Source organism: Sneathiella sp., from assembly GCF_047631475.1.
Taxonomy (GTDB): Bacteria; Pseudomonadota; Alphaproteobacteria; order Sneathiellales; family Sneathiellaceae; genus Sneathiella.
In genome coordinates, this window is the sequence record NZ_JBLHZT010000035.1 from 1 (window position 1) to 24,606 (window position 24,606).

Annotated in this window: 20 protein-coding genes; 6 read left to right on the plus strand and 14 right to left on the minus strand. The window is 48.0% G+C overall.

Going from position 1 to position 24,606, the window contains the following annotated elements; translation table 11 throughout:
- From ACJAYR_RS13460 to ACJAYR_RS13480, 5 genes are all read right to left on the minus strand, one after another.
- On the minus strand, positions 1-649 hold a 649-nt coding region (locus ACJAYR_RS13460; RefSeq protein ID WP_415237082.1), incomplete at its 3' end, for a sulfatase-like hydrolase/transferase.
- A gap of 6 nt (positions 650-655) precedes the next feature.
- Positions 656-1,288, minus strand: a complete 633-nt coding sequence (locus tag ACJAYR_RS13465) for a membrane integrity-associated transporter subunit PqiC (protein WP_415237083.1) — start codon at positions 1,286-1,288, stop codon at positions 656-658.
- 2 nt (positions 1,289-1,290) lie between these two features.
- Entirely contained in the window at positions 1,291-3,006 is a 1,716-nt protein-coding gene (locus ACJAYR_RS13470; protein WP_415237084.1) for an intermembrane transport protein PqiB, read from the minus strand.
- A complete protein-coding gene (locus tag ACJAYR_RS13475; protein ID WP_415237085.1) occupies positions 2,999-3,625 on the minus strand; it encodes a paraquat-inducible protein A in 627 nt (208 codons plus the stop codon). Before ACJAYR_RS13475 ends, ACJAYR_RS13470 begins: the two co-directional genes overlap by 8 nt.
- On the minus strand, positions 3,625-4,263 hold the full coding sequence (locus ACJAYR_RS13480) for a paraquat-inducible protein A (protein WP_415237086.1): 639 nt from the start codon (positions 4,261-4,263) through the stop codon (positions 3,625-3,627). The genes ACJAYR_RS13475 and ACJAYR_RS13480 overlap by 1 nt, the downstream gene beginning before the upstream one ends.
- A gap of 263 nt (positions 4,264-4,526) precedes the next feature.
- On the opposite strand from ACJAYR_RS13480, the gene cysD reads away from it, so the two are divergent.
- Together cysD and cysN are read left to right on the plus strand one after the other, a co-directional pair.
- On the plus strand, positions 4,527-5,453 hold the full coding sequence (gene cysD / locus ACJAYR_RS13485) for a sulfate adenylyltransferase subunit CysD (protein WP_415237087.1): 927 nt from the start codon (positions 4,527-4,529) through the stop codon (positions 5,451-5,453).
- Positions 5,454-5,464: 11 nt separating this feature from the next.
- Positions 5,465-7,351: a sulfate adenylyltransferase subunit CysN gene (gene cysN, locus ACJAYR_RS13490; protein WP_415237088.1), complete on the plus strand. Its 1,887-nt coding sequence runs from the start codon at positions 5,465-5,467 to the stop codon at positions 7,349-7,351.
- Here the strand turns inward: cysN and rfbA are convergent.
- Complete coding sequence (gene rfbA, locus ACJAYR_RS13495) at positions 7,348-8,223, minus strand: glucose-1-phosphate thymidylyltransferase RfbA (RefSeq protein ID WP_415237089.1); 876 nt, start codon at positions 8,221-8,223, stop codon at positions 7,348-7,350. The two genes, cysN and rfbA, sit on opposite strands and share 4 nt — an antisense overlap.
- Positions 8,224-8,384: 161 nt before the next feature.
- Between rfbA and ACJAYR_RS13500 the strand changes: the two genes are divergently transcribed.
- Both ACJAYR_RS13500 and ACJAYR_RS13505 read left to right on the plus strand, forming a co-directional pair.
- Entirely contained in the window at positions 8,385-9,545 is a 1,161-nt protein-coding gene (locus ACJAYR_RS13500; protein ID WP_415237090.1) for an adenylate/guanylate cyclase domain-containing protein, read from the plus strand.
- Between the two features lie 79 nt (positions 9,546-9,624).
- Positions 9,625-13,251: a hydantoinase B/oxoprolinase family protein gene (locus tag ACJAYR_RS13505; protein WP_415237091.1), complete on the plus strand. Its 3,627-nt coding sequence runs from the start codon at positions 9,625-9,627 to the stop codon at positions 13,249-13,251.
- A gap of 43 nt (positions 13,252-13,294) precedes the next feature.
- On the opposite strand, the gene ACJAYR_RS13510 is transcribed toward ACJAYR_RS13505, so the two are convergent.
- The 5 genes from ACJAYR_RS13510 to ACJAYR_RS13530 form a co-directional block, all read right to left on the minus strand.
- On the minus strand, positions 13,295-14,227 hold the full coding sequence (locus ACJAYR_RS13510) for an ornithine cyclodeaminase family protein (RefSeq protein ID WP_415237092.1): 933 nt from the start codon (positions 14,225-14,227) through the stop codon (positions 13,295-13,297).
- An 82-nt stretch (positions 14,228-14,309) separates the two neighbouring features.
- Positions 14,310-14,768, minus strand: a complete 459-nt coding sequence (locus tag ACJAYR_RS13515) for a YHS domain-containing (seleno)protein (protein ID WP_415237093.1) — start codon at positions 14,766-14,768, stop codon at positions 14,310-14,312.
- 80 nt (positions 14,769-14,848) lie between these two features.
- A complete protein-coding gene (gene metH, locus ACJAYR_RS13520) occupies positions 14,849-18,556 on the minus strand; it encodes a methionine synthase (protein WP_415237094.1) in 3,708 nt (1,235 codons plus the stop codon).
- A 54-nt stretch (positions 18,557-18,610) separates the two neighbouring features.
- Positions 18,611-19,525, minus strand: coding sequence for a methylenetetrahydrofolate reductase [NAD(P)H] (gene metF / locus ACJAYR_RS13525; protein WP_415237095.1), 915 nt, complete (start codon positions 19,523-19,525; stop codon positions 18,611-18,613).
- On the minus strand, positions 19,522-20,478 hold the full coding sequence (locus ACJAYR_RS13530; RefSeq protein WP_415237096.1) for an ArsR/SmtB family transcription factor: 957 nt from the start codon (positions 20,476-20,478) through the stop codon (positions 19,522-19,524). The genes metF and ACJAYR_RS13530 overlap by 4 nt, the downstream gene beginning before the upstream one ends.
- A 307-nt stretch (positions 20,479-20,785) precedes the next feature.
- Here ACJAYR_RS13530 and ACJAYR_RS13535 point away from each other — a divergent pair, with 307 nt between their 5' ends.
- Entirely contained in the window at positions 20,786-21,643 is an 858-nt protein-coding gene (locus tag ACJAYR_RS13535; RefSeq protein WP_415237097.1) for a VacJ family lipoprotein, read from the plus strand.
- A gap of 16 nt (positions 21,644-21,659) precedes the next feature.
- Positions 21,660-22,304, plus strand: a complete 645-nt coding sequence (locus ACJAYR_RS13540) for an MlaC/ttg2D family ABC transporter substrate-binding protein (RefSeq protein WP_415237098.1) — start codon at positions 21,660-21,662, stop codon at positions 22,302-22,304.
- Between the two features lie 43 nt (positions 22,305-22,347).
- Here the strand turns inward: ACJAYR_RS13540 and phoB are convergent, their stop codons facing one another.
- The 3 genes from phoB to pstB are packed head-to-tail and all read right to left on the minus strand — an operon-like array spanning position 22,348 to position 24,596.
- Positions 22,348-23,028, minus strand: coding sequence for a phosphate regulon transcriptional regulator PhoB (gene phoB, locus ACJAYR_RS13545; RefSeq protein ID WP_415237099.1), 681 nt, complete (start codon positions 23,026-23,028; stop codon positions 22,348-22,350).
- A complete protein-coding gene (phoU, locus tag ACJAYR_RS13550) occupies positions 23,028-23,771 on the minus strand; it encodes a phosphate signaling complex protein PhoU (protein WP_415237100.1) in 744 nt (247 codons plus the stop codon). Before phoU ends, phoB begins: the two co-directional genes overlap by 1 nt.
- Before the next feature lie 24 nt (positions 23,772-23,795).
- Complete coding sequence (pstB, locus tag ACJAYR_RS13555) at positions 23,796-24,596, minus strand: phosphate ABC transporter ATP-binding protein PstB (RefSeq protein WP_415237101.1); 801 nt, start codon at positions 24,594-24,596, stop codon at positions 23,796-23,798.
- Positions 24,597-24,606 lie beyond the last annotated feature (10 nt).

Here is a 24,606-nt window from a genome sequence, read left to right on the forward strand (position 1 = left end):
TAAACGGTGGGTGCGGTCTTAAATAACTGAGATGGCAAAAGAATTTATCCTGCCGATCAAAAGTCATATACTCCAGCGCCCGTTGGGTAAGCCAGGCTGTCTCGCTATGCTCTGACTTAAAAACAGTAGGCGCTTTTGTAACATGCTCGCCGTCTTTCAGCGAATAGGACGGATCAGGATGATAAATATCATACCCCATTTTATTCACTGAATATCCCTGCTCTTTTAAGTATGACAGCCATGGCGTACCGTCTTCCGACAGACAAACCCCAACATCAAACCCCGGTAAAATACCTTCGTAACTTCGTAGCGCAGGATCATCAGGGGCCCGGTATCTTGGATCGGCCGATGTATCTGTATAACCAAACAAAGTCGGGCTATAGCCCGCTTTTCGCGCTTCCAGAGCAATATTGGTAAGAGTCTCGTTTAACGGGGTTCCGTTTCTGATGGACCGATGATTACTGGGATACATTCCCGTATGTAAGGTCGCCCGTGATGGACCACAAGGTGCAGAGTTTGTATAATGACGGCTAAATAACACGCCCTCTTTTGCCAGCGCATCCAGATGGGGTGTCTGGATAAAATCGCTTCCATTTGCACCAAGCCAGTCAGCCCGCCATTGATCGATCGTAATAAACAGTATGTTCATTTGATATTATCCAACCGTCGCAGTCTGAATGGATTTTACGATTTCAACAGATAACTGGCGCAACAATTTGCTCATATCGGCTGCGTAAGCACTGTAATCATTGGTGACAGATGCCTGCTCGAAACGGGCGGCGTTTCTGATCAAAAGAGTATTGTCCAGAAGCCGTTTAACATTCCAGCTGACAGTAAGCTTTGCCATGCCTGTATCATCTTGTATGAATTCACGGATTTCGATGGAAACCTGCAAACTGTTTGCTGACGGGTGAAAATTTGCTGGATAGGCAAAAACCTGCTGCGGACGAAGGAGGGTCGATACATTTTCGATCAATACCCGTTTCACACTTTCCTGAACAGGCTCTGCCCAGTGATGAAGGTCCGCCACAACCAATGTATTACCCGAACCAATAGTGACCATTTGAGGCCGATCCACATATCCCGGAATTTCAACCGGCCCAATGCCAATTTGGATGTGAGCGGGAACCTCCCCAACGGATGCTTCATTGCTGGCCGGCAAGCCCGCGCTCAAAACATAAAACTGAGTTGGTGCCGATGGTGTAATCACACTGCATCCGGACACGCCAAATACCAGCAACGCAATCAGCAGGTATTTTATAGGCAGGTTTGAAACCAATTTAGTCATGACTATTTATTCTTTCCGCTCAGCAGCGAGCTAGGATTGCGTTCTAGAAAATCTGCGAGATTACGCACAGACCGGCTGGCTGCGGCAAGCTCCCGAAGCATTATGGACAGGTCATATTTTAACGGTGATCCATCCTTTAATAACGCATCAGCGTTCTTGAACAAAGACGTTGCCGTGCCGAGGGTTTCATCCACTCTTTGCAACGCAACGCGGGTATCTCCGACAGTGGCTTCAATGGAAGGCAAGGTATTTTTGTCGATATTATCGATCATCGACCGGACCGAAACAGCCAACTTACTATAATCTTTGATCGCCTGATCCAGATCACCCGAATTTACGATCCGCTCCAGTCCCTCAGCTGTGTTTAGAAATGACTGAGAAATACGATCAATCGGCAACCGCTCAATTTTTTCAACAAGATGCGTAAGCGATGTAGTGATTTCTTCCAGCTCCATCGGCAATGTGGGAATCTCGTTGATCTCTTCCCCTCTGGCGCGATAGAGGGCTGGTTTATTGGGAAACATATCCAGATCCACAATCAACTGCCCGGTCAGAAAATTAGCCGATTTCAATCGAGCTCGAAGACCCCGTTCAATAAGCAGTTGCAGAACTTCACCGCGTATCTTTTCCGCCTCTAATACAGAGTAAATTTTATTCTCGCTCCCCGCGATTTTCACCCTTTGAGGCTCAATATCAATAATTACTGGGAGAAAATAATCACCCGTATCCTGATTGAATTCGAGATTAATCTGGCGAACAGAACCAATTTTCATACCTTTAAATTCAACGGCAGCACCGACTTCCAAGCCGCTAACAGAACCATCGAAGTATAAAATGTAGCTAACACGTTCTGTATATTTTGCCTCTTCCATGGCGCTACGGCTTTTATACAGAGCAAATTCACGCCCTTCTTCTGCGACCCACGTGTCCTTGAACAATTCAGGCGTCTCGAATTCAACAGCACCAGACAACAAGGTTTCAAAAGATTCCGATCCCACTTCAATCCCCGAAGTGGACAGCGATACAGTGACCCCGCCAGCATCCCAAAAGCGGGACCCTTCTTGAACCAATTCATGATAAGGGGCTTCAACAAACGCATATAATTCAACCGACTGTTTATCTTCAGCCAGTTTATGGCCCAGTATTTTACCAACCCGAATGCCGCGATAGATAATCGGGGTGCCCCGTTTACTGTTCCCAAGCCGTTTGGTCCGCAAAAGAAATTCCCGGCCTGCAGTACTGGAGGTAATAACAGGCGCCGTATCCAAGCCAACAAAATCAAATTTTTCCTCGCCCCCATCGCCTGGATCAATTTCCAAATAAGCCCCTGACAACAAGGTTTCCAATCCAGAGATACCCTCCAGACCAATTGCCGGAGCCACAACCCAGAACCGGGCTGTATCGGTCAAATATTTTTCCGCAAATTGCTGAACAGAAACAATAACCCGGACATCACTTTCTTCATCTGGAATTTCAATCCGGTCAACGACGCCAATAACAACATCTTTATATTTCAGGGGAGTTTTGCCGGCCTCCATCCCACGTGCGGTCTGGAGTGAAATACTGATTTCCGGACCCTTTTCACTGACCGTTTTCACGACAAGCCAACCGGCGACAGCAATTGCGATCAATGGGACGAGCCAGATGCTCATCAATCCGGCATAGCCTTTTTTTACAACAGGCTGCTGCCCTTCAACATCATTCATGTCTTCAACCATTTTTCTTTTGATCCAATCGATCCCAAATCAGACGCGGATCAAATGTCATTGCTGCCAGCATCGTTAGGATAACCACGACGGCAAACGCCAATGCCCCAATTTCAGGCTCCACCGTTGCAAGCGCCTTTAGTTTCACGATAGCGGCAAGAATCGAAATCATAAAGACATCAATCATTGACCAACGGCCGATCGTTTCAATAAACCGGTATAACTTCGTCCGTTCAACCGCCCGCCATTTCACATTCATTTGCACAGAGACGACAAGATAGAATAGTGCAATAATCTTGAAAATGGGCACAAATACACTGGCGACGAAAACGACGACAGCGACCACCCATTGTCCCGTTGAAAAGAGCGTGAAAATTCCACTGAGTATGGTTTCACTTTTTTCCTCACCAAAGGATATCAACGTCAGAATGGGATAAAAATTGGCGGGCACATAAAAAATTGCCGCGGCTATTAGCAAGGCAAACGTACGTCTTAAGCTGTCTTTTTTTCGGCTACTAATGACAGCATGACACCGCGGGCACATCGGATAAGAAGGATCATACCGCCCCTTCTCTACCAACAAATGACAGGTTGGACAGGAAATCGCGCCAATTTGCTTCGCGGTTTTCATCAACGTTTTTGCCCCCGAACCAATGCCAGGCGTTCCCACAAGATGTCCTGATCCAGCGAAATATACGCCATGACGGTGGTCGCGACCATACACATGAACGCAATCATGGAAAGTCCGATATTCACTTCCGCAAAATCACCAAGTTTCACAAACGCAACCATGATCCCCAGTACAAAGATTTCAGCCATCGCCCATGGGCGGACATGCTCCAACATTCGGATCTGGGTTTCAGGCCACAAAGGGGCCACTCCCAATTTTAAGGGTAGAAGAATTCCAATGAGGAAAAGAAGAACCAGCAGCGGGGCAAGCGCGCTCGAAATTAAAACAAGAATACCCAACATCCAGTAACTGGAATCTAAAAACTCCACCGCCCCATCGATAAGCCGATTGACCTGCATGTTTCCGTTCATCTCGAAAATCAGGATCGGGAACAGGTTAGCCAGAAAAAAGAAAATCAAACCCGTTGCGGCAAAAGCCAGTGGTCGGTTCAGCCCATTGAGTTGATGACGAAACAAAATGGCATCGCATCGACAGCAACGCCCAATGTCCCCGGAATCCAATACGGGTGTTGTATGCAAGAGATCGCATTCCGGACAAGCGATCAAAGCTTTCTGGGTTTCGTTCCGTATTTTTTTCACGCGCCCCTCAATCGTCCTTTCTCATCAAAAAAAGACTTCTTAGATTAAAATAGAAGGAATTATCGACTTTGCATCAAATATTTACATGGCCCCAACCGTCATTCGATTGATTTTGATGGTAAAAAGTGAAATTCATCACTTTTTTTGAAGAATATACATTAATATACATATAATTTATGTGAAATATTGCTGTTTGCCCTTGTAGAGGGCCTTAAAAGCCTATAACTGCTTAAGGCATAGAAACTCTTTTTTTCTTAAATTCCTTGAGTAGGCAGGCAAGTATGAGCCGTTCACGACTATCCCATCTCCGTCAACTTGAAGCGGAAAGTATTCATATTTTTCGCGAAGTCGCCGCTGAATTTCAAAAGCCTGTCATGCTTTACTCCGTGGGAAAAGACTCCTCCGTCCTGATGCACCTTGCGCGAAAAGCGTTCTACCCCTCGCCTGTTCCTTTCCCGTTGCTGCATGTTGATACGACCTGGAAATTCAGGGAAATGATCGAATTTCGGGATAAAATTGTAAAAGAATATGGTCTGGACCTGTTAATCCATATTAATGAGGATGGCGTCGAAAAAGGCATCGGGCCGTTTACGCACGGCTCCGCCCTTCATACCGATGTGATGAAAACAGAAAGTTTGAAGCAGGCGCTTGACCATTACAAGTTCGACGCTGCATTTGGCGGTGCCCGCCGCGATGAGGAAGCCTCACGCGCGAAAGAACGGGTCTTTTCCTTCCGGTCTGAAAATCACCGCTGGGATCCTAAAACCCAGCGCCCGGAATTATGGAACCTGTATAACGCCCGTGTCAGAAATGGGGAAAGTATCCGGGCTTTCCCACTCTCTAACTGGACGGAACTGGACATCTGGCAATATATCTATCTGGAAGATATCCCGATCGTGCCGCTATATCTTGCTAAAGAGCGCCCTGTTGTTGAACGGGATGGAATGCTGATCATGGTTGATGACGACCGGATGCCATTGCAAGAAGGCGAAACGCCTCAGATGAAATCCGTACGTTTCCGGACCCTTGGCTGCTACCCGCTTACAGGCGCTGTTGAATCAACCGCGAACACCCTGCCCGAAATCATTCAGGAAATGCTGGTGGCGCGAACTTCCGAACGACAAGGCCGATTGATCGATAAAGATCAATCCGGATCGATGGAGAAGAAAAAGCAGGAAGGTTATTTCTAATGGGCATTCAAATGAAAACGTCAAACCATGAAATTGACCTTTATCTTAAATCGCAGGAAGAAAAAGGCATGCTGCGCTTCATCACCTGCGGAAGCGTTGATGATGGTAAAAGTACACTGATCGGGCGGTTGCTCTGGGATTCCAAACTGTTGTTTGAAGACCAGTTGGCAACCCTGACGGCGGAAAGCAAACGCGTTGGCACCCAAGGCGGCAATATTGACTACGCACTATTGCTTGATGGCCTCCAGGCAGAACGCGAACAAGGCATTACCATTGATGTGGCCTATCGGTTCTTCGCCACTGATAAACGAAAATTTATTGTCGCCGATACACCGGGACATGAACAATATACCCGCAATATGGTGACCGGCGCGTCCACCGCCGACATTGCGGTGATCCTGATTGACGCGCGCAAAGGGGTGCTGACGCAAACCATGCGGCACAGCTTTCTGGTCTCTCTACTGGGCATTCGTAAAGTCGTCCTGGCGGTGAACAAGATGGACTTGAAAGGCTATGACGAAAAAATCTTTCATCAAGTAGTTTCCGATTATGAGAATTTTGCCACCCAATTGGGCTTTGAAGAAATTCAGGCAATCCCGCTATCGGCACTGAACGGTGACAATATTGCGTCCACCAGCACAAAAATGCCTTGGTATTCCGGCCCCTCGCTCATTCAATATTTGGAAACTGTGCAGATTGACGAAGACCGGGACAGCAAACCCTTTCGCCTCCCAGTTCAATGGGTTAATCGACCCAACCTCGATTTTCGTGGATTTTCAGGAACCATTGCCAGCGGTACAATCCGGGTAGGCGATCCTGTTGTAGAGCCAGCATCAGGACAAACCAGTACCGTTAAAGAAATCGTGACCTATGACGGTAATCTGGACGAAGCCAGTGCAGGGCAGGCCATTACGCTAACGCTGGAAGATGAAATCGATATTAGCCGCGGTGATATGATCTGTGCGCTTCAGGATCGTCCGGCGACAGCCGACCAATTTGAAGCCAAGCTTGTTTGGATGGGGGAAGAAGAATTACTGCCCAGCCGGAATTACATCTTGAAACTGGGCACAAATTCAACCACCGCACGGGTAAGTTCGCTTAAATATAAAGTGAACATCAATACGCTGGAACATACAGCAACCAAAACCCTTGCACTCAACGAAATAGGGATCTGCAATCTGGCACTTGATAAGGCTATTTCGTTCGATCCGTATGTGGAAAACCGTGATACCGGTTCCTTTATCCTGATTGATCGCTTTACCAACGCGACAGTGGGTGCCGGTGTCATTGATTTTGCCTTGCGACGGGCAGACAACATCCATTGGCAATCCGTGGATATCAATAAAGAAGCCCGGGCCGAACAAAAAGGGCAGAAATCCTCTGTCCTCTGGTTTACCGGGCTGTCTGGCTCCGGAAAATCAACAATTGCCAATCTGGTCGAGAAAAAGCTGTTTAGCCAAGGCAAGCATACTTATCTGCTGGACGGAGACAACGTTCGGCATGGACTGAATAAAGATCTTGGTTTTACAGATGCTGACCGCGTGGAAAATATCCGTCGTGTGGGTGAAACAGCCAAACTTTTCGCCGATGCCGGATTGATTACTCTGGTGTCGTTTATCTCTCCGTTCCGCAGTGAACGACAGATGGCCCGCGGTCTTCTGGAGGAAAGTGAATTTCTTGAGGTGTTCATTGATACGCCGATCGAAATCTGTGAAGAGCGGGATATCAAGGGTCTGTACGCAAAAGCAAGAGCCGGCGAAATCAAAAACTTCACCGGAATTGATTCAGATTATGAGCGTCCGGAAAACGCGGAAATTGTCATTGATGGCGCAAAAATGACGGCTGAGGAAGCAGCCGACGGCATCATCGACTATTTAAAAGAAAAGCGCTTTATCTAAGCGCCTTTCAGCAAACTCATCAAATAGGCGCCATACCCGCTTTTTAACAGCGGGGTGGCCAAGGCTTCCAGTTCATCAGGGGTAATATAGCCCCGTTGATACGCAATTTCTTCAGGGCAGGCGACTTTCAGCCCCTGCCTTTTTTCAATGGTTTGAACAAAGGACGACGCATCCATCAGGTGATCATGGGTCCCCGTATCAAGCCATGCACTGCCGCGTCCCAGATGTTCCATATGAAGCTGGCCTTTTTCGAGGTAAAGGCGGTTCAAGTCCGTAATTTCCAATTCACCCCGCGCACTAGGCTTAAGATTTTTTGCCATCTCCACCACCTGATTGTCATAGAAATACAAACCCGTAATTGCAAAATTTGATTTCGGATTGACCGGTTTTTCTTCGACACCAATGACCCGCCCCTCGCGATCAAACTCGGCGACACCATATGCTTCGGGGTTGGAAACGTGATATCCAAAAATAGTGGCCCCGTCCGTTCTGGCGGCCGCACTTTTCAACAGTTTGGTAAATTGGGTCGCATAAAAAATGTTATCGCCCAGGATCAACACAGACGGATCATTACCGATATGCGCTTCGCCGATTGTAAAAGCCTGCGCCAACCCATCGGGGGACGGCTGCACGGCGTAAGTGATCGAAATGCCCCATTTTTCACCATCCCCTAACAGACGCTGAAAAAGATATTGTTCTTCGGGTGTGGTAATGATCAGAATATCCCGAACGCCGGCAAGCATCAGCGTTGTCAACGGATAATATATCATAGGTTTATCATACACCGGCATAAGCTGTTTGCTTACACCCAATGTCAGCGGATGAAGCCTTGACCCCGTTCCCCCAGCCAGAATTATTCCCTTATGCGCCATTTCCGTTACCCCTCGTTCGTCAGATTAAACACAACAGGCCCCCTAGCCTGTTAAGCCCTATGTCCATGCATAGGTTAAACTAAACCCGCTATGACTTGATCCAATTGTATTCATACCCGATATTTAGGATACAAACTATTAACAATCCGAAAAGAGCCCGAATGACAACAGTTGAAAAATGGCTACTGACAGAAGGCCGTCTGATTCCAGAAGTGCTGGAGTTCATTGAACAACTTTGCGAACGGATCAACCAAACGGGCATTTCACTTTCACGATGCCGGATTGGTGTGCGAACTATTCACCCGCAAAATGACATCTGGGCGTATACATGGACGGATGAAGATAGAAAAGCAGAAATCTGGGGTGCCGCCCATGGCATTCGTTCAACAGATAGCTACTTTGGAAGCCCTGCTGAATTCGTGCATTCACAGAAAAAGCCGTTCCGAAAGATCCTGACAAACCTTGATCCGGATAAAGACCACCTTGTTCTTTTCGAACAACGGGATGCCGGACAAACTGATTATATTATGTTTCCCTTGCCATTTTTAGATAAAAGCAAGGCCTTGATCTCTTTTGTTACAGCCAACCCAGGCGGGTTTTCTGATGATCAACTGACGGAACTTGAGGGACTAGTTGACTATATAGCGCCGATTATGGAAATCCATTCCACTCGCAAAATCGCTATTACGTTGCTGAACACGTACCTTGGCCGCAGATCAGGGGAACAAGTTATGAACGGCCGAATTCAGCGAGGTACCGGAGAGACGATTGAAGCCGCACTCTGGTTCAGTGATATCCGTGGATATACCCGGCTCTCTGAAACACTTGATCCTCCCGACGTCTTTTCGCTGCTTAACACCTATTTTCAAATATTGTCTGATCTGGCACTGGACTACGGCGGCGAGGTTCTAAAGTTTATTGGGGATGCTGTCCTGATCATTTTTCCTGTCGATCAGAAAATGAATGCTCAGGTAGCCTGCGAGAATGCTATACATGCCGCTCAGAATGCCTTCAAACAGTTTGAATTAGAAAACAGAAAACGGGCTTTGGAAAAACAGCCTCTTATTGATTCTGGGGTCGCGCTTCATTTCGGAGAGGTAATGTATGGCAATGTCGGTGCCGTCGATCGTCTGGACTTCACGGTTACGGGACCGGCTGTCAATCTGACGGCCCGTTTGGAAGAATTGACTAAAGAAACCAAGGAACCCCTTCTTTTATCGGCTGCCCTTGCAAATCAACTCACAATACCCACCAAACATATCGGGACTTTCCCACTAAAAGGGATCCGCGAAGCAACCCCGGTTTTCGTCCTTGCCGATTAACGATCGTGTCTTGGAATGACTTTCCAATTCGCGTAAAAAAGAAATCACAAAAAATTATTCCACCCAAGGGATTAAAATAATGAACGACATCTCCGCTTCCCAAAAAACAAAAAAATGGCAGTTTTGGGTTGATCGCGGGGGTACCTTTACAGATCTGGTCGCCCGCACGCCATCCGGGGCAATCAAAACACACAAGCTTTTGAGCGAAAATCCGGAACAATATGAAGACGCGGCGATTGAAGGCATTCGGCAGCTTCTTGGTATAGAAAAGGGCCACGCGATCCCCGATGATTTGGTTGATGCTGTCAAGATGGGGACAACGGTTGCAACCAATGCTCTGTTGGAAAGAAAGGGTGAAAGAACCCTTCTTGTAACAACACAAGGGTTTCGTGACAGTCTTAGGATTGGATACCAAACACGGCCCCGATTATTTGATTTGAAAATCACACTTCCTGAAATGCTGTACGAAACCGTCATCGAGGTGACAGAGCGAATTGGCGCGCGCGGCGAAGTCATAACATCATTGGATAAAGAGGACGCCAGACAAAAATTTCAGGCCGTCTTTGATACGGGGATCAGGGCTTGTGCCATCGTTCTGATGCATGGCTACCGATATACACAGCACGAAGCTGAATTGGCGGAAATTGCCGCTGAAATCGGGTTCACGCAGATCTCGACCAGTCACGGGACAAGCCCTCTGATGAAACTGGTCAGTCGCGGCGATACAACCGTTGTCGATGCCTATCTCTCCCCTATTCTTCGGCGCTATGTGGAACAGGTGGCCACTAAACTGGGAGATAGCCAGTTGATGTTCATGCAGTCCAATGGCGGACTGACAGATGCTCATTTCTTTCAAGGCAAAGACGCAATCCTGTCGGGTCCTGCCGGGGGTGTTGTTGGCATGGTTCAAACTTCTGCCCTTGCCGGTTTTGAGAAGGTCATCGGATTTGACATGGGCGGGACGTCAACCGATGTCTCTCATTATGGTGGCGAGCTGGAACGCACTTTTGAAACAGAAGTCGCAGGCGTTCGCATGCGGGCACCAATGATGCTGATTAATACGGTTGCGGCCGGTGGTGGCTCCATTCTTCATTTCGACGGCGCCCGCTATCGGGTCGGACCGGACAGTGCCGGAGCCAATCCTGGGCCTGCATGCTATCGCAAAGGTGGTCCTCTAACTGTCACTGATTGCAATGTTATGCTTGGTAAACTCAATCCGGATTTCTTTCCACCTGTCTTCGGCCCCAATGCAGATTTGCCGTTGGATGCCGATATCGTCCGAGAAAAGTTCCAAGCCTTAACGAACAAAATTAACGAAAGTACCAACAGCAACAAAACACCGGAAGAAGTTGCGGAAGGGTTTCTCTACATTGCCGTTGAGAATATGGCCAATGCCATCAAGAAAATATCGGTCCAGCGCGGCTATGATGTATCTGAATATGTCCTGACCTCTTTTGGGGGGGCCGGTGGGCAGCATGCCTGCATGGTTGCGGACAGTTTAGGCATCAAAAAAATTCTTCTTCATCCTTATGCAGGTGTTCTTTCCGCGTTTGGCATGGGGCTGGCCGATTTGCGTATTATGAAAGAACAGGCCGTCGAACAGGAACTAACCTCAGAAAACCTAACGTCCATTCAAACTGTTTTGGACGAATTGGCAGACAATGGAACAAAAGAAATGCAGGCACAGGGGGTTCTACCGGTTCGCATTCTTGCCGAAAGAAAACTCCACATTCGGTATGATGGGTCAGATACCAGCCTTGTTGTTGATAACGATACACTGCAAAATGTTCGGGACAGATTTGAAATGGCTCACAAGCAGCGGTTTGGCTTTATCAGCCCCGACAAAACTTTAATTGTCGAGGCTGCTTCGATCGAGGTCATCGGAAAATCAGAAGAAGTTTTACTGCCCCTGCTTGAAAAGCCCGAAACGCCCCCTACCCTAACGGCCATCGCAACACATCCGTTATTCACAGGGAACAAGCATCATCGCTGCCCCTTTTATGAAAGAGAAACGCTTGTCTTCGGTCAAACCGTTACGGGCCCTGCCGTTATTGTCGAAAAAACCGGAACAACCGTGGTCGAGGAGGGTTGGCAGGCTGAATTAAACAACCGCTCCGATCTGGTGCTAAGTCGTGTTGTGCCTCTTGAGCGCGTGCAGGCAATTGGTACAACTGTAGACCCTGTTATGCTTGAAGTTTTTAACAACCTTTTCATGAATGTCGCCGAACAGATGGGCACTGTTCTGGAAAAGACCGCGTTTTCCGTCAATATTAAGGAACGGCTCGATTTCTCCTGCGCTGTTTTTGATCTAAATGGTGATCTCATTGCCAACGCCCCTCATATGCCGGTTCATCTGGGGTCAATGTCCGAAAGCATCAAATCAGTTATGCGCAAACATGGTCCGGCCATGAAGGCAGGAGATGTATTCGTCCTGAATGCGCCCTATAACGGTGGAACCCATTTACCCGATGTCACTGTTATTACGCCAGTTTTTGACGAGGATGGAAAAGACATTCTGTTTTATGTGGCCAGCCGGGGCCATCATGCCGATATCGGTGGCTTGACCCCCGGCTCCATGCCCCCCGATAGCCGACGAGTGGAAGAAGAAGGCGTGTTGCTGGATAACATTCTGCTGGTCGACGGCGGTCGGTTTCTCGAAGACGAAATGACGGCCATTTTGAAGTCTGGCGAATATCCATCACGGAATACACACCAGAATATTGCGGACCTAAAAGCCCAGATCGCAGCTTGCGAAAAAGGGATACAGGAACTTCGAAAAATGGTGGACCATTTTGGCTTGGACGTGGTGCACGCTTATATGGGGCACGTTCAGGATAATGCGGAAGAATCTGTCCGGCGGGTTCTGGATGTTTTAAAAGAAGGATCCTTCACTTATCCAATGGATGACGGATTTGAAATTGTCGTCTCTGTAACGATTGACCGGAAAACCCGATCTGCCGTCATTGATTTTACCGGCACCAGCGGCCCTCACCCAACAAACTATAACGCGCCCCGGGCCGTAACCACCGCTGCTGTTCTTTATGTTTTCAGATGTTTGGTTGATAGTGATATCCCGCTGAATGCGGGGTGCCTGAAACCACTTGAAATTATTGTTCCGGACGGCTGTATGCTCTCCCCCGAATACCCGTATGCTGTTGTGGCGGGTAATGTGGAAACATCGCAATGTATAACCGATTGCCTGTTTGGCGCACTGGGAGTTATGGCCGCTGCCCAAGGCACCATGAATAACTTCACTTTCGGAAATGAAACCTACCAATATTATGAAACGATCTGCGGCGGTTCTGGTGCTGGGCCAGATTATGACGGGACAAGTGCCGTTCATACCCATATGACAAATGCTCGCCTTACCGATCCAGAAATTCTAGAATGGCGTTTTCCTGTCACACTCGAAAGCTTTGAGATCCGAAAAGGTTCAGGTGGGAAAGGCCGTCATGTCGGCGGCGATGGCACTTTGCGCAAAATAAAATTCCACGAAGCGATGACAGCCGCCATTCTCTCCAGCCACCGTAAAGTCCCGCCTTTCGGTCTTGAAGGCGGAGAGGACGGACAGCCCGGCAATCAATGGGTGATCCGAAAGGACGGCTCGAAAGAAGCGTTGGAAGGGCGGGATAAAACAGAAATGGCCCCCGGCGATACATTCGTTATTCAGACCCCAACGGGAGGAGGCTATGGGCGCGAAAATTAGCGCCCCCCCTTTTAAGGATTGAAATCGTAAGATGGCCGGTGTCTCAGCCGCTCATCTTCTGAACAATCATGGTGCCTGTCATTAGGTCCAGATGAGCACCGCCGCCATTTTTGAAAACAGTGATATCGGAAGAATGGCGACGCCCTTCGCTGCCATTGCACAGATCGGTGAGATCGCCCAGGATATCCGCTTCGTTAATAACGCCCGCTGCCATCGGGATCATCAGCTCGCCAATTTCTCCGATCGTCGTTTCTCTTGCGTCTACAAAGATTTTGGCTTTTTGCATCAAGATATCATCGGCTTCTCGCATGTCCGGTCGATACGCACCGATCAGGTCCACATGGGTCCCCGGTTTAACCCACTCTCCTTTTAGGACAGGTTCCTTGGACAGGGTTGCCGTTGAAATAATATCTGCGGCTGCCGCTGCTTCGGCCAAATCAGTGGCGACGTGAACGGGAAACCCTTCAGCTTGCATTTCCTTTGCAAATTCCCTCGCTTTTTCCGGGGATCGAGCCCAAATAGTGAAGGTTTCGATACTGGGGAAAACTTCGCGGTAAGCTTGCAGGAGCGTTTTAGCCACGGTCCCGGCCCCCACGACCAGATAGGATTTGGGGTCATCAGCGGCGAGCAAACGGGCGCCTAGCACACTATCTCCTGCGGTTTTCCACTTCGTTACCAAGGGGCCATCAACGATTGCCGTCAATGCACCGCTGCTGCTATCGAAAAGCAACATCGCGCCTTGAATTGAAGGCTCCGGAGGTTGTTTTTGGGTATTTTCAGGAAACACAGTCACAGATTTCAGGGCCAATCCCACACCATCGATCCATGCGCCACGACTCAACAGGCTTCTATCGCCTTTTGAAAGCAGCAAATCTCCAATTTCAGCTTTTTCCAGCTTATGACCGGCATACAGCGCATCCGCTGTTTCTTTCCAACTTAATCTGCTATCTGCTGCGTCAAAGCTAATGAATTGCATTCCAAATTTCCCGATATTTTTAATCGAGAGAGATTAGTCATCCAGCCCCTAAACAGCAAGCGAGTGTTCCTCACAAAGAGTGTTATTTTTTTGCAAGATACTTTTTCCAGTTTTTATCAGCATCTTTTATCCGGGCGTCAATACCGGTTCGCTCCCAACGGTCTTTACCCGCCTGATGCCCAAAGAAATACAGCTTACCCTGATGGATAAGCCACACACCCGGATCGATGTCTGATAGATTCCCCAGACTCATCTGGTTAGAACAATATCCGCCATATTGGGGTGCATAGGCTGCCGGGTCTGCAGCAAACAGGTCACGACTTTGTGCGTCAGCAAACCGCCAGGTCGCCCCCTTCCATTCAAAAAAGAAGGCTTTTTCCCCTTCAATCGAGCGCTGCGACGAGTGATAGGCCGTACTGTCATAGCCCTTCAAAGCTGTTGATCCCAGATATCCGGTATTGATTTCATCAAAAGCGAAAGCGGGAGCCGCAACAAACAGTACAATAGCAACCGACAATGACATAAAAATTCTGGAAAACATGCATAGCTCCCTTGCCTAACCTGTTTTCCAGTTTTCAGATTTCATCCCGAAAAGGAAATCAAAATTCCGTCATTTATCAATTAACTGCGGCTACGCCCCCGATCATAACCCAAGTTAGAGGCTAGAATACGCTCCGCTTCTATCATTGATATCTGCTTGCGTTTTGCGTAATCCTCGACCTGATCTTTTGCAATTTTCCCCACACCAAAATACTGTGCATTGGGATGGGCAAAATAATATCCAGAAACAGAAGACGCCGGCATCATCGCGTAAGACTCGGTCAGCGATATTCCAATTCTGTCTTCAACCTCCAACACTTCAAACAAACCCGGTTTTTCTGAATGGTCGGGGCAGGCAGGATAACCCGGCGCAGGACGGATACCTTGATAAGCCTCACGAATAAGTTGGGCATTTGAGAAGTTTTCATCCTTCGCATATCCCCAAAGCTCCTGCCGGACATAGGAATGCATATACTCGGCTGTAGCTTCAGCAAAGCGGTCGGCCAAAGCCTTCAGCAAAATGCTGCTATAATCATCGTGGGTCCGTTCAAAATCAGCAAGCTTCCCTTCAATTCCAAGTCCCCCCGTGACGGCAAAACCACCAATATAATCAGGAACACCCGCCTCCTCCGGCGCGATGAAATCGGCAAGACAGTGATTAGCCCGGCTATTGGTCCGGTTCATTTGCTGGCGTAGGAAATGGAACCGGTGTTTCTCAGTTGTCCGGCTTTCATCTTCATATACCACCACATCATCGCCGACACTTGCCGCCGGGAAAAAGCCAACAACCGCTCTAATGGTTAGCCATTTTTCTTCGATGATCTTTTTTAGCATCGCCTGAGCATCATTATACAGTTCGGTTGCCGTTTCACCGACGACGTCATCCTCAAGAATCTTAGGGAAATGCCCGGCAAGTTCCCAGGTTCTAAAGAACGGGGACCAGTCAAAGAACTCTACAATCTTTGATGGATCTATATCATCGAATTGCTTTAAACCAATAAATGTTGGTTTAACCGGTTTAAATTGACCCCAGTCGATCTTGGCCCCGTTTTTCCGGGCAACCTCAATTGGAGCAAAATTATCGGGTTTCTGTTTGCGGTAATAATTCTCTCGCACCTGTTCATACTCAGCTTTAATATCCTGAACAATCGAGTTGCTGGTATCGTCACTGATCAAAGACGTGGCTACGCCAACAGCGCGCGATGCATCGGTAACATAAATCGTTGATCCTTCATATTGCGGAGCAATCTTGAGCGCTGTGTGTACTTTTGATGTCGTCGCCCCCCCAATCAACAAGGGCTTGCTAAAGTTCCCCCGCTGCATTTCCGAAGCGACCGTTGCCATTTCTTCCAAAGACGGCGTAATCAATCCACTCAGGCCGATGATATCGACATTTTCGGCAATCGCTGTTTCGAGGATTTTTGTATAGGGCACCATCACGCCAAGATCAATGACCTCGAAATTGTTGCATTGCAGGACCACACCGACAATGTTTTTGCCAATATCGTGAACGTCACCTTTCACCGTTGCCAAAAGGATTTTACCTTTTGTTGAAACTTCTCCGCCCTTTTCTTTTTCGGCTTCGATATAGGGTAACAGATACGCAACAGCCTGCTTCATCACGCGTGCGCTTTTAACGACCTGCGGTAGGAACATTTTACCCGAGCCGAACAGATCGCCCACAATGTTCATGCCGTCCATCAACGGCCCTTCAATGACCTGAATAGGGCGGGCAAATCCCTGGCGAGCTTCTTCCGTATCTTCTTCAATATAATCAGAAATTCCTTTTACCAGCGCATGGCTCAAGCGATCCGCCACATCAAGTTCACGCCAGGAAAGGTCCTGCACATTATCTTTTATCTGACCAACCGCCTGCTCGGCAACTTCCAGAAGCCTTTCTGTTGCATCCTCGCGACGGTTTAAAACCGCATCCTCGATCCGATTGCGCATATCCTCTGGAATGTCCGAATAAACAGCCAGCTGACCCGCATTCACAATCCCCATGTCCATACCTGCTTGCACGGCATGATACAGGAAGACAGCATGCATGGCTTCTCGCATCGGATTATTACCACGAAGCGAGAAAGACATATTCGAAACACCGCCACTGATCTTGGCATGAGGCAGGGTTTCCTTGATGATTTTGGTTGCTTCAATATAGTCTTTAGAGAAGTTGTTATGATCATCAATCCCGGTTGCAATTGGGAAAATATTTGGATCAAAAATAATGTCTTCAGGTGGAAAGCCGACTACTTCTGTCAGTATCTTGTAGGATCGTGTGCAAATTTCGACCATCCTCTCTTTACTATCAGCCTGCCCGTCTTCGTCGAACGCCATCACGATGGTCGCGGCGCCATAACGGCGAATTTCCCGAGCTTGGGTAATGAACGCCTCTTCTCCTTCTTTAAGAGAGATAGAATTGACGACGGCCTTCCCTTGAACTGTCTTCAACCCGGCTTCAATCACATTCCATTTCGAACTATCTATCATAACCGGGACCCGGCAGATATCAGGTTCTGAAGCGATAAGATTAAGGAATGTCGGCATGGCTGTTTCAGCCTCCAGCATGGCGTCGTCCATATTGACGTCCACCACCTGCGCGCCATTCAGAACCTGATCCCGGGCAATATCCAGCGCAGTATCGTAATCGCCGTTCATCACCAGTTTTTTAAACTTGGCGGAACCGGCCACATTGGTCCGCTCTCCCACATTGACGAAACCAACTGTTTCATCCAGATAAAGCGGCTCCAGTCCAGACAGCCGTGCAATATGGTCAGCTTCAGGAATTTGCCGCGGGGCAATTGTCGATACCGCCTCGGCTATTGCCTTAATATGTTCCGGGCGCGTACCACAACATCCTCCAACAATATTTACAAGGTTGCTGGACGCAAATTCCTGCAACTGCTCTGCCATATAGGCGGGTGTATCATCATATTCACCCAGTTCATTGGGAAGTCCCGCATTCGGATGAACGCTCACCCCGGTCGGTGCGATTGCTGAAACAGCCTGGACGTGAGGTCTCAGGTCTTTTGCCCCTAGCGCACAGTTGAACCCGATGCTGATGGGTTCGGCATGAGCCATGGACGCCCAGAATGCTTCGGCAGTTTGCCCGGACAAGGTCCGACCAGACGCATCCGTAATGGTTCCTGAAACCATGACAGGGTAACGAACACCAACTTCATCAAAATATCGTAAGACTGCGTAAATAGCGGCTTTACAGTTCAAGCTGTCAAACACGGTTTCAATAAGGATGATATCAGCGCCACCATCAATCAATCCCCGCAAGGCGCCATCATAAGCCGTGACAAGTTCGTCGAAAGTCACATTTCTAAAACCCGGGTCATTCACATCCGGCGAGATGGAGGCTGTTCTATTGGTTGGTCCCAGAACACCCGCAACAAATCTTGGTTTATCGGGCGTTTTTGCAGTCCAGCGATCAGCAACCTTACGCGCCAGTTTCGCACTTTCACAATTTATGTCGTAGACCGCACTTTCCAAACCATAATCAGCCTGCGCAATTGTCGTGCCACTGAAGGTATTTGTTTCAAGGATATCAGATCCGGCAGCCATGAACTGGTCATGGATATCTTCGATGACATCCGGACGGGTCAGGGTTAACAGGTCGCTGTTGCCTTTCAGGTCAATCGGAGATGCCTTGAACCGATCCCCACGGTAGTCTTCTTCCTGCAGGGAAAAAGTCTGAATCATCGTGCCCATGGCCCCATCCAGAACAAGAATTCTATTCTTTAGAGCGTCTTCGATTGTTGCGTAGGAGGCAGATTTTTTCATGGGAATGTTCCCGTTCCTGATCAATTACTAATAAATAATTCGGTTGCGCGTTACTTAACGGTTGGGCCGGACACCCATTGTGTGACAAATGGCATATACCAGATCGGCACGATTTAGCGTGTAAAAATGAAAATCCTTCACTCCGGCACGCTGTAGCTGACGGCATTGTTCGGACGCGACCATCGCCGCCACCAGATTCCGGGTTGCCGGATCATCGTCCAGTCCTTCAAACAGATGAGTGAGCCATGACGGTATTTGTGTCCCACATTGCCCACTGAACTGCCGAAGTTTGGAATAACTTGTTACCGGCAATATGCCCGGAATTATTGGAATATCAACGCCTTGGGCCTGTGCCCGGTCAATAAAGCGTAAATAGGTATCCGGATCAAAGAAAAATTGCGTGATTGCCCGGTCAGCACCAGCATCCATTTTCCGCTTCAGATAATCAATGTCAGCAAGACTTGACGCAGCATCTGGATGGATTTCTGGATAACAGCCCACGCTGATCTCAAAATCGTGCATCTTTTTAAGATGCTCGATCAATTCAACAGATCCTTTAAAGCCGTCCGGATGGGCGACGAAACCGTCTTGCCCTTCAGGCGGATCCCCTCTAAGCGCAACAATGTGTTTTACGCCACTTTCCCAATACTGCTGGGCAACTTCTTCGATTTCTGATTTTGAGGCACCTACGCAAGTAAGGTGGGCTGCAGGCTCCAAATCCGTCTCTTTCCGAATTCGGCTAACAAGGCCATGGGTTCTCTCCCGCGTAGATCCCCCTGCCCCGTATGTCACCGACACAAAAGAAGGAGAGAGAGGTCCAAGGCGCTCAACAGTATCCCATAACTTGCTCGCCATCTTCTCGGTCGTTGGCGGGAAGAATTCAAATGAAATTGATAAAGGGTTGGACCCGCCAATATTGGACAAACGTTCAGTTTCTACCCGTTCTAAAAACTTGTCGGGAAGTGTCATTCTCTCTCTCCTGAGGGATTATCAGTATTAGACTGCTCAGCAATCCAGATATTTACATTCAGCGGGTCACCCGCAAGCATATGAAAATCTTTTCTTTTAAGACCGGCCTCTTCGCACCATGACCAAACCTGATCCGCATCAAAACCCATCTGGGTATGAGCATGTTCTGTGCGCAGGGTTTCAACTTCATGCGGTGCAAAATCGACGAGAACAAGGCGTCCGTTCTTCCGCAATACTCTTTTTGCTTCTGCAATGACCATTTTCGGTCGGTCTGCATAATGCAACACCTGATGGATGACCACGACGTCCTGTGAGTCATTTAAAAAAGGCAGAGTATACATGTCGCCGAGACGCACCTGACAGTTTCGCAGGTCTGCCCCCTCAATCGCCGCGCGCGCGAAAGCAAGCATTTCGCGGCTGGTATCCACGCCAACGGCAAACTGGGACAAAGGCCCAAATAGCTCCAGCATTCTACCCGTTCCGGTGCCGATATCCAGAAAGTCAGTGATTTTCATGTCCTGAACGGAGGATAGAATCAACCGTTCGACTTCTTTTTCAGCAACATGCAAAGATCGAATCTTGTTCCAATGCTTTGCATTTTCCCGGAAATAATCGTCCGCAGCGTCCAAACGGGCCTGTTTTATGGTATTCAGACGCTCCAGATCCCGAGAGACGACAGGATCTTCTTCAGGAACCAGATCAACTAAATACCGGGCTAATAAAGACGTCCCGCTTTTATTGGCAAGCCTGTAATAAACCCAACTACCTTCTTGAAAGCGATCCAGCAAACCAGCGTCGCAGAGGAGCTTGAGATGCCGGGAAACCCGCGGCTGACTTTGCCCCAAAATCTGAATGAGCTCGCTAACGGTCAGTTCTGCGTGGCCACACAAAACAAGAAGACGCATCCGCGTTTCTTCCCCCGCAGCCCGTAAACCTTGTAGCAATTGCTCCACGCATCAATCCAATCATCAAAATGTCTTTGTAATGATATAAACATATATTTATATCTTTGTACAGATGATTTTTGAGCGACTTTTTAGCAACATTTGAATTAATGAAATGTGCGAAGGTGAGTTTCCCCACTGGTATATGCCCCCTCTCTATGATACGTCTTCCAGATGTTTGGTAAAAAATTGTAACAAAGTCATGATTTTACTTTGGTCAGGTTTTATTCTGATATAAATAAAGACTTCAGTAACGATTGTTGTGTTTTTATCATGATAGATAAGCCGCGTTAGAAAGCTAAAGCTGGGTATGAATATGAGTTCAAAAAAATTCAGAGCATCATTGTTGTCAGGATGTATAGCGACTTTGGCGCTTGGTCTACTGGGCGGCTGCACAACACCTCCAGGAGAAGATCCTGCAAATGTTGTCTATAACGAGGTTCAGGATCCGATCGAACCATTAAACCGTTATTTCTTCGATGTAAATAACGCACTCGACGCTTTGGCACTTAAGCCGGTTGCGCATATTTATAATGAAGCTCTGCCTGATGCTGTACAAGACAGCGTCACCAACTTCTTGAACAACCTGTCCCAACCAATGTATTTCCTAAACAATATTGCTCAGGGCGATCTTGATGGCGCTGGCGATAATATGGGTTCCTTCTTTACAAATACATTCCTTGGATTTGGTGGCCTTTTTGACATTGCTCAAATCGACTATGATGAAGAAGATCTTGGTCAGACTTTCGCGGTTTGGGGAATTCCTGAAGGCCCTTATCTGGTTTTGCCAGTCCTTGGCCCAAACACATCACGTGAAGCCGTCGGGATCGCTGGCGAATATTTCATTGATCCGGTGAATTTGATCGCCCGCAATAATGACGTTGACAACGTGCCGCTTTATCGTGGTGCAGCACACGCAATTGACTTCCGGTCACGTTCATTGGAATCACTCGATGAAATCGAGAAGAATTCTATTGATTTTTATGCGACTGTTCGCAGTCTGTATCGTCAAAACAGGAAAAGTGAAATTCTGGATGGAGAGGGTGACTTGACACCGCTTCCGGATATCTCATTTGAACAGGATGAGGATGCACCGCTGGCAACTGATCGTGTTTCCCTCTTATTCCAGGAAGATGAAGAGACTGTAAGAAGATCTGTCCCTTCAACTAAATAAAAGGAATCTTGAAGGGATGACTTTACGCAAATTACTCGTGGTATCGGTCGCTGCATTTACACTAACCGTTGCCCCCGCTCTTGTTAGCCCTTCTTTCTTTTCAGCGCATGCTGAAGCGAGTTCAGAAAAGTCTGCAACGGCCCTTGTTGAGAATCTCGGCAAGGAAGCCGTTACGCTTCTTTCCAATGAGAAACTGGATGCTGACGCTAAACGGGCCGGTTTTGATAAATTAGTGTCTCGCGACTTTGACATGAATTTGATCGGCCGATTTGTGCTCGGAAAACATTGGCGCAAAGCCTCTTCCGAACAAAAATCCGAGTATCAGGAACTTTTCAAAAGATACATTATTACAACCTACCAGAAGCGTATTGGTGAATATTCAGGCGAGAACCTGACGATTCTCAAAGCAAAACCTCTTAACAAGAACGAGTATCTGGTCAAATCACAGATCATCCGCCCCAAAGGGCCGCCCATTAAACTTGACTGGCGCGTTCGAACCAACAAGTCAGGCGAACAGAAAATTGTCGATATCGTTGTTGAAAATGTCAGCATGGCATTGACGCACCGTGATGAATTTTCATCTGTCATCAGCAAAAATGGCGGGAATGTTGATGGCCTGATTAGCACTTTGAAAAAGCATATTGCAGCTGCTGAAAGCTAATCAAGGTTTCACATTCTGGTGGTGAAAAGGGGATTATTTTCCCCTATTCCTTTTCAAAACAATATCCAACCGCACGAACAGTTCGTATAAGGTCAACTTCATTTTCACTGTTCAATGCTTTGCGCAACCGCCTGATATGGACATCAACCGTCCTGTCCTCAACATACACATTCTGCCCCCAAACTCCGTCAAGAAGCTGCTCTCTTGTCAGCACCCGACCGGCGCGCTCCATAAAGTATCGCAGGAGCTTGAACTCCGTAGGACCTAAATGCAGCTCTCTCCCTGCCCGACTGACCTTATAGGCAACCAGATCCATGGATACATCAGCGACGGAGATCATGTCGCTTCCCAAATTTGGGTTATGGCGCCGCAATACAGCGCGAATTCGCGCCAGAAGTTCGTTCGGAGAGAACGGCTTTGACATATAATCATCTGCGCCCACATCCAGTCCACGAACCCGGTCGGTCTCTTCGCCGCGGGCTGTAATCATAATAACCGGTAGATTGCGCGTCTCTTGTTTACGGCGCAGCATCCGGCATACTTCTATTCCGGAAAGTTTTGGCAACATCCAATCCAAAAGAACCATGTCCGGAGTTTGCTCATCGATAAGCATCAATGCCTCTTCTCCGTCCATGGCGGAACTCACCTCAAAACCGGCACTCACAAGATTGTAGCGCAGCAACTCGATCATCGAGGGTTCATCTTCAACAATTAGGACTTTCATTAGTTTTCAGTTCCTCGGGTCGCAAGATCTTCTGGAAGGTCTATCATTGTAATGCTGGTCTTATCGCCTTTCGGGCGCTTTTCCTTCGGGGCTTGACCCGTTATCTGATACACGATGATTTCAGCGATATTTGTCATATGATCGCCTACTCTCTCAATATTTTTCGCCATGAAAATAAGATGGGTACAACTTGTTATGCTGCGCGGATCTTCCATCATATAAGTCAAAAGCTCACGGAACATGCTGTTGTATAACTGGTCAACATCACGGTCGCGCCGCCAGACGTCATAGGCCAGATCGACATCCTCCTGAGCATAAGCGGTCAGTATGTCATCAATCATGTGACGAACCATTTCACCCATCCTTGGGATGGCGGACACCGGCCGAATGGCCGGCGCAAGGTTGAGGGCAATCACGCGCTTTGCAATATTGGCTGAATAGTCAGCAACACGTTCCAATAACGACGCTATTTTCAGGGCAGAAATCACAAGGCGAAGATCGTCGGCAACCGGATTACGCAAGGCCAATAATTTTATCGCCAAGCTATCAATTTTCTGTTCCAGTTCATCCACAGCCACATCGGCTTCAATCGTCGCCTGAGCAAGATCCGTATTGCGGTCCATAAGCGCCCGAACAGCCGCTTCCAATTGACTTTCGGCAAGTCCCCCCATCTCGATGATGGTGTTACGCATTTCCTGAAGATCTTCGTCAAAAGACCGGACGATATGTCCTGTTCCACTCATTCTGTTTCTCCTCGATCTTCGAAATTAACCGAAACGACCCGTAATATAGCCTTGTGTGCGTTCATCTGACGGGCTTGTAAATAATTGCTCCGTGTCCCCAACCTCGACAATTTCTCCCAAGTGAAAGAAAGCCGTCTTCTGTGAGATGCGGGCGGCTTGCTGCATGGAATGGGTCACAATAATGATGGTATAATTTTGCCGTAGTTCCTCGATCAACTCTTCAACCTTTGCTGTTGCAATAGGATCAAGTGCTGAGCATGGCTCGTCCATCAGAATAATGTCAGGCTGAACCGCAAGCGCGCGCGCGATACACAGTCGCTGTTGCTGCCCCCCAGAAAGACCGGTGCCAGAGGCGTTCAGGCGATCTCGAACTTCCTTTAACAACCCAGCTTTCTCTAGGCTTGTCAGGACAAGATCGTCCAACTCGTCCTTATCCTTGGCAAGGCCGTGAATACGCGGACCATATGCGACGTTATCATAAATCGATTTTGGAAACGGATTAGGCTTCTGAAAGACCATCCCTACCCTTGCACGCAACAACACCTCATCAACGGAAGAGGCATAAATATCCTCGCCATCCAAAAGAATAGTACCTTCAACGCGACATCCAGCAACCGTATCATTCATCCGGTTCAAACACCTTAAAAAGGTGGATTTTCCGCACCCTGATGGGCCAATCAACGACGTTATTTCATTTTCGAAAACGTCGAGTGAGACGTCCTTCAACGCCTGCTTGTTATCATAAAAAACGCTAACATCCCGAGCTTCAATCATCGCGTTTTTTTCGGCGGTGTCTGTTGACGCTATATCTGCAAGCATCTGCATATCCTTGTGT